A 6,178-nucleotide genomic window follows, 5' to 3' on the forward strand; every position below is an offset into this window, starting at 1 on the left:
TTGTTCTATTGTTAGGATAGATTGCTTAATCGACTTTGGACTCCAGACTGAGGACTGACTAGCGCCATAAATTAGCTGTCGACTGAAAATTGCCAATTGACAACTGAAATTATAACTTGCGGTATCTAAGCTATATTGTATAATTTATGGACTCACGTAGAGAATTTCTAAAAAAAGCGGCCTTGTTTGCCGGAGCCACTGGTATGGCCAACACCTTGCCCAGTTCGGTGTTAAAAGCCATGTCGATTAACCCTGAACCGGGCAGTACATTTTACGATGCCGAACACATTGTTTTCCTGATGCAGGAGAACCGTTCTTTCGACCATATGTTTGGTAAAATGAAAGGTGTTCGTGGATTTAATGATCCCCACCCACACATTCAACCCGATGGAAACAAGGTATGGTTGCAAAAAGATGGCCAGGGTTATACCTATGCCCCTTTTCATGTGGATATCAACAAAACGAAAATCACCTGGCAGGGCGGGCTACCACATTCGTGGAATGATCAGGTTGCCGCCAGGAATGGGGGGCGTTATGATAAATGGCTGCCCGTTAAAACCCCAATGACATTGGCTTATTATGATCGGAATGATATTCCTTTTTATTATGCCATGGCCGATGCTTTTACCATTTGCGATCAGCATTTTTGCTCATCACTAACTGGAACAACCCCAAATAGACTGTTCTTTTTTACAGGAACCGTTCGTGGAGAAAAAAGTGCAAACCGGATTGCGGTGGTCAATAATGATCAGGCCGAATCGCAAAATAATGTATTTGTAGATTGGCCAACTTTTCAGGAAACATTAGAAGATAATGGTATCGATTGGCGCATTTACCAAAACGAATTATGGACCTCGAAACTTCCCGAAGGTGAAATAGATGATTGGTTGGGTAATTATGGCGATAATCCTGTAGAGTACATCAGTAGGCACAACGTTAAATTATCGGCTTACTTTAGAAAAAACGGCGATAATACCGTTAAGCCGGCTCTAACCGCAAAAGAAGTTCAGGAGAAATACGATAAATTATCACAAAGGGAAAAAAACTTAGTAGATAAAGCGTTTACCACAAACATTTCTCAAAAAGATTATCTCGATCTTGAACCATTTGCTTTTAAGAACGACCAAGGGAAGTCTGAAACGATTAATGTGCCGAAAGGCGATATTTTCCATCAGTTTAGAAAAGATGTAGACAGAGGGAAATTACCAACGGTTTCGTGGTTGGTTGCGCCTCAACGTTTTTCTGATCATACCAGCTCGCCATTATATGGAACCTGGTATGTGAGCGAAGCCCTGGATATTTTAACCAAAAACCCTGAGGTTTGGAAAAAAACAATTTTTGTTTTAACCTACGATGAGAATGATGGGTATTTTGATCATCAGCCACCTTTTGTGGTGCCAAACCCTGATGATTCGACCAGCGGAAAGGTATCTGAAGGAATAAATTATGCCACTGATTTTGAAGCAAGAAAGGGAAGTCCGATCGGCTTGGGCTATCGTGTTCCTTTGGTTATTGCCTCACCCTGGAGCAAGGGCGGTTTTGTAAACTCGCAGGTTTTCGATCATACGTCATCATTAATGTTTATGGAAAAATGGCTGGCTAAAAAAACAGGCAAAACCATTAAAAGTAATAACATTAGCGATTGGCGAAGGAATATCTGTGGCGATTTAACCTCGGTGTTCAGACCATACAATGGAGAAGAAATTAAATCTCCAGAACCGCTAAAACGCGATGTGGTAGTAACTAATATTGGTAATGCAAAAAATAAACCTGCTCAGGTTGGCCCAACCGCTTTGAATAAAGTCGAAGTGGCCAAAATTAATAAGTTCGAGACCTTTTCACGTGAAACATCAATCCATGCACCAAAGCAGGAGAATGGCACTAAACATGCCTGTGCGCTTCCTTATCATTTAATGGTTGATGCAAATCTGGTTAACAATGAAATAGTACTTACTTTTCAATCGGCAAAAACCTTGTTCGGTAGCGAAATAGAAACCGTTGGTGCGCCTTTCAACATGAACACCATTGCTAAATTTAAAGGTGTTGCTGGTAAAACATGGGCCTATGCTGTAAAAGCTGGCGATGTGTTAAAAGACAGTATTAAACTGGATGATTTTGATAACGAAGTTTATGATCTTACAGTTAGCGGTCCGAATGGTTTTTACAGACATTTCGCAGGCGGCAAAAAAAATCCTTCCATTGTGGTAAAAGCATATCCAGAGCTGGGTGGTTTGGTAAGCAAAAAACTTACAGGTACCCTGGCTTTTGCTATTGAGAACAAAGGCGCCAGTTTAGTTACGCTTCAAATTGTAGATAACAAATACAAATCAGGGAGCAAAACGGTAACAATTAAGCCAAAATCGGGTACAAATATCTCGTTTAATCTGGCTAAAAATGCGAATTGGTACGATTTCAGTATTGTGCAGGCGGGCAATACAACATTTAAACACCGATATGCAGGTAAAATAGAAACTGGAGAAATTACCCAAACCGACCCGTACATGGGTAACGCATCATAAATATCCCCCAAAAAGGGGGATGGCTTTTGAAAGAAATTATGCTTATTTTGTATTACATGTGCAGTAAACTGTCTATAATCAAGATAAATTTTATAGTTTCTTTCATTTTGCTTTTTAGCCTTAAGCTATCGGCCCAAAGCTATAATTTTACCAATTACAGCCTAAAAGATGGCTTGCCTCAATCGCAGGTAATGGTAATTTATCAGGCAAAAGACAGGACGCTTTGGCTTGGCACTTTTGGTGGGGTAAGTAATTTCGATGGCAGGCAATTTACCTCGTACAGCAAAGCCGATGGGTTAGGATCCAACTCTGTAAACTGTATTGCGGAGGATAACCAGAGCCAAATGCTCTTTGGTACCGAAACAGGTATCAGCGTTCTTAAACGCGGAAAAATAAGCACCCTGTTTTCGGGTAAAGGAGTAAGCCATTTGCTTAAAGACAAAGAGGGCGTTATTTGGGGAATAAGTGAACATAAGCTTTTCAAAATTGAAAAGGATAAAATTATCTTTTATTCCATCGCCGGTAAAAAAATCCATACCATAAACAGCGATAGTGCTGGAAACCTATATGCCACTGTATCAGGAAAGGGGATTTATCAATTAAAAAATAACAACTGGGTAATCTACCAGGAGTTGCCGACAGCCATTAATACTTTATCTATCCGGAAGATCTTATTTGATAAAACCGTAAAGAATAAAGCCTATCTGTTAACCTCCCGCAGCGGAATTTATGTGCTGGAGAATGGAATCGTTAAACCGTTTTTTAAAAAATCGGGCATTGATACCTATTATTCCATCGCGCAGGATCATCGTGGAAATATGTGGGTAGGCTCTGAAAAAGGGGCTTACTTCATAAATAAAAACGGCTCGATCATAAATTTTAACGGAGAAAATGGATTGAGCGATAACCAGGTTAACGAAATATTTAGCGATGCTGAAAATAATATCTGGATATCTTGTTTTAGTGATGGTATTTACAAATATGAAGGCGATGCTTTTATTCGCTATAATAGGTTTAAGGGCAAGAACCTGGCTTATCCAATAAGCGGAATAGCGGCAGATAAAAATAATAACCTCTGGTTTGGCACTTTTAACAAAGGTGTTTTTAAGTATGATGGTAAAGATGTACAAAACATTGATATACCCGCTTTTAAGGATAAAAAAATCTACTTCGTTTATGCCGATAAAGCAAAAAACATTTGGTTTTCGACCTATGGCAAAGGCACTTGGAAGTACGACGGGCGGAAATTTAGCCAGGTATTAAAGCCAGATAAGTTCGATAACAGCTCGATAGCTGAAGATGAGGAAGGAGGGATCTGGATAAACGGACTCATGTCGTCTACTTATTTAAAAGACGGAAAAACCGAACGGATAAGTGGGTTTGATGGTTATTTATCGTGTATTTACCCTTTGCGGAAGGATAGTGTGTTTCTTGGCACCTCAAATGGCGTTACACTCATCAAAAACAAAAAGATAGATAAAACATTTCATATCAAATCGCTCACCAATGTTTATGTACTGAGCATTATAAGACAGGGTGATAATTTAATTTTTGCTACGCTTGGCGATGGGATCATCACCTGGAATTTAAAAACGAAAGCCATTAAACGTTATGTTGTTGCTAATGGGTTAAACTCAAATGATATTTATAGCCTTGCAACCGATAATGAAAATAATTTATGGGCCGGAACAGGGCGGGGGATTAACAAATTAACTTTTAATAAGCAACAACAAAGTTATGAAGTTTTTAGAGATCATCCGCTAATTGTTGAGTGTAACCAAAACGCAATTATCAACTACAAAAACAGCATATTGGTAGGCACCATAAATGGACTTATTCAATGTAAAACCAATCCGCTGACAGAGGACAAAAAGAATCCTTTTATCCACATCCAACAGGTGAGTGTTTTTCATAAAAATGATCGGGCCAAAGATCTTTCGATCGATCTGAACGGAAAAGGAGATAAATTTTATAAGCTTAACTACAGTCAAAACCACATTTCGATAAGTTTTAAAGGAGTTTATCTCACCAATCCAGAAAGTGTACTTTACCGCTACAAACTGGTTGGGGTAGATAACGATTTCAGCAAACCTGTACCCAACACAGAGATCGAATACTCGGCCATAAGACCGGGTAGTTATACTTTTCAGGTTTATGCTATCGCAAATGGCCAGCAATCAAATATAGAACAGTTTAGCTTTACCATTGTACCGCCATATTATGATACCATTATATTTAAGATTGGCGCATTTTTGGTGCTTATTTTCCTGATCTGGCTTATCTTTTACCTCATTTTTAAAACCAGAGAACGTAAAAAACATCAGTTCGAAAAGTTAAAGTTAAAAGAACAAGAAAAAATAAGAAAGCAAACCGCAGAAGATTTTCATGATGATATTGGCAATAAACTAACCCGGATTAATGTTTTATCCGAAATTTTGGATAAAAAGGTAGCAGGAACCGAAAAAGAGCAAAAGGAACTGATCAGGCTAATCAGAGAAAACGCCAGTTTGTTGTATACCGGAACTAAAGATATTCTTTGGGCGCTTGACCCACATAGCGATAATCTTTTTGAGATACTGATGCACATTAAAAATTTTGGAATCGATCTTTTCCAAAACACGGGCGTTACATTTAAAATGGAAGGCGTGTTAAGCAAATATCAAAAACTACAGCTATCGATGGAGTTTAACCGAAACCTAACATTAATTTTTAAGGAGATGTTAAACAATGTGTTAAAACATGCCAAAGCGAGCCAGGTATTGATTATGGTTATTGAAACCGATCATGATACAGTAAACATTTTAACAACAGACGATGGCGAAGGTTTTGATCTTGAAACGGTACAGAAAGGAAGAGGATTAAACAATATTCAAACACGCTGCAAACGTATAAAATCGACCTTTCAGATTTCTTCTATAAAAGGGAAAGGCACCACTACAACAATTTCTACCAGAATTCCTGTTACAAAATAGCACTAAAAGCGTCTTAATTAAAACCAACCACAAAAATGAGCCAGAATTTACGAATTGTTCTAATCGAAGATGACGATATTTTAAGAATGGGTTATGAATCGTTATTAAGCGATGTTGAAGATTTTGTAGTCGTTAACGCTTATGTATCATACGATTTGGCCAAAAAATACTTAGAGGCCGATCATCCAGATGTGATTTTGCTCGATATCCAGATGCCAGGCACCAACGGGCTGCAGGCCTTACCTTTTATCAAAAAAGCCTTACCTAACGCGAATATTATTATCCTCACCGTTTTTGATTCGCCCGAATTGGTTTTCGAAGCTCTTACCATGGGCGCAGGTGGCTACCTCACCAAAAATTCGAGCGCCTCAAAAATTATAGATGCCGTAAGAGAAGTGAGTACCGGCGGGGGCGCCATGAGTACAAATGTAGCGCGCATCGTAATGCATTCTTTTCAAAAAAACCTGAACTCTCCTTTAACTAAACGCGAAACCGAAATTTTAGATCGGATTGCAAATGGACAAACAAAATCTCAAATCGCAAACGATCTCTTTATTGATCAGGAAACCGTAAGAAGCCATGTAAAAAATATTTACATCAAACTCGATGTAAACTCCAAATCAGAAGCGATTAAAACAGCCAAAGAAAAGCGCTTTATTTAATCTATAAACCTGAGTTCGATTATTA

3 protein-coding genes are annotated in these 6,178 nt (G+C 38.6%); all 3 read left to right on the top strand.

Annotation, left to right across the window (positions count from 1 at the left end):
* Positions 1-146: 146 nt before the first annotated feature.
* The 3 genes from AW17_RS19920 (at position 147) to AW17_RS19930 (ending at position 6,153) form a co-directional block, all read left to right on the top strand.
* On the top strand, positions 147-2,519 hold the full coding sequence (locus AW17_RS19920; RefSeq protein WP_029279338.1) for a phosphocholine-specific phospholipase C: 2,373 nt from the start codon (positions 147-149) through the stop codon (positions 2,517-2,519).
* A gap of 107 nt (positions 2,520-2,626) precedes the next feature.
* A complete protein-coding gene (locus AW17_RS19925; RefSeq protein ID WP_167343705.1) occupies positions 2,627-5,491 on the top strand; it encodes a ligand-binding sensor domain-containing protein in 2,865 nt (954 codons plus the stop codon).
* 35 nt (positions 5,492-5,526) lie between these two features.
* Positions 5,527-6,153, top strand: coding sequence for a response regulator transcription factor (locus tag AW17_RS19930; protein WP_029279343.1), 627 nt, complete (start codon positions 5,527-5,529; stop codon positions 6,151-6,153).
* Positions 6,154-6,178 lie beyond the last annotated feature (25 nt).

The organism is Pedobacter borealis DSM 19626 (assembly GCF_000708285.2).
Classification (GTDB): Bacteria; Bacteroidota; Bacteroidia; order Sphingobacteriales; family Sphingobacteriaceae; genus Pedobacter; species Pedobacter borealis.

Bases quoted from the DNA above. Each gene is read 5' to 3' on its own strand.
- AW17_RS19920 (WP_029279338.1), top strand. From the start codon at position 147: ATGGACTCACGTAGAGAATTTCTAAAAAAAGCGGCCTTGTTTGCCGGA.
- AW17_RS19930 (WP_029279343.1), top strand. From the start codon at position 5,527: ATGAGCCAGAATTTACGAATTGTTCTAATCGAAGATGACGATATTTTA.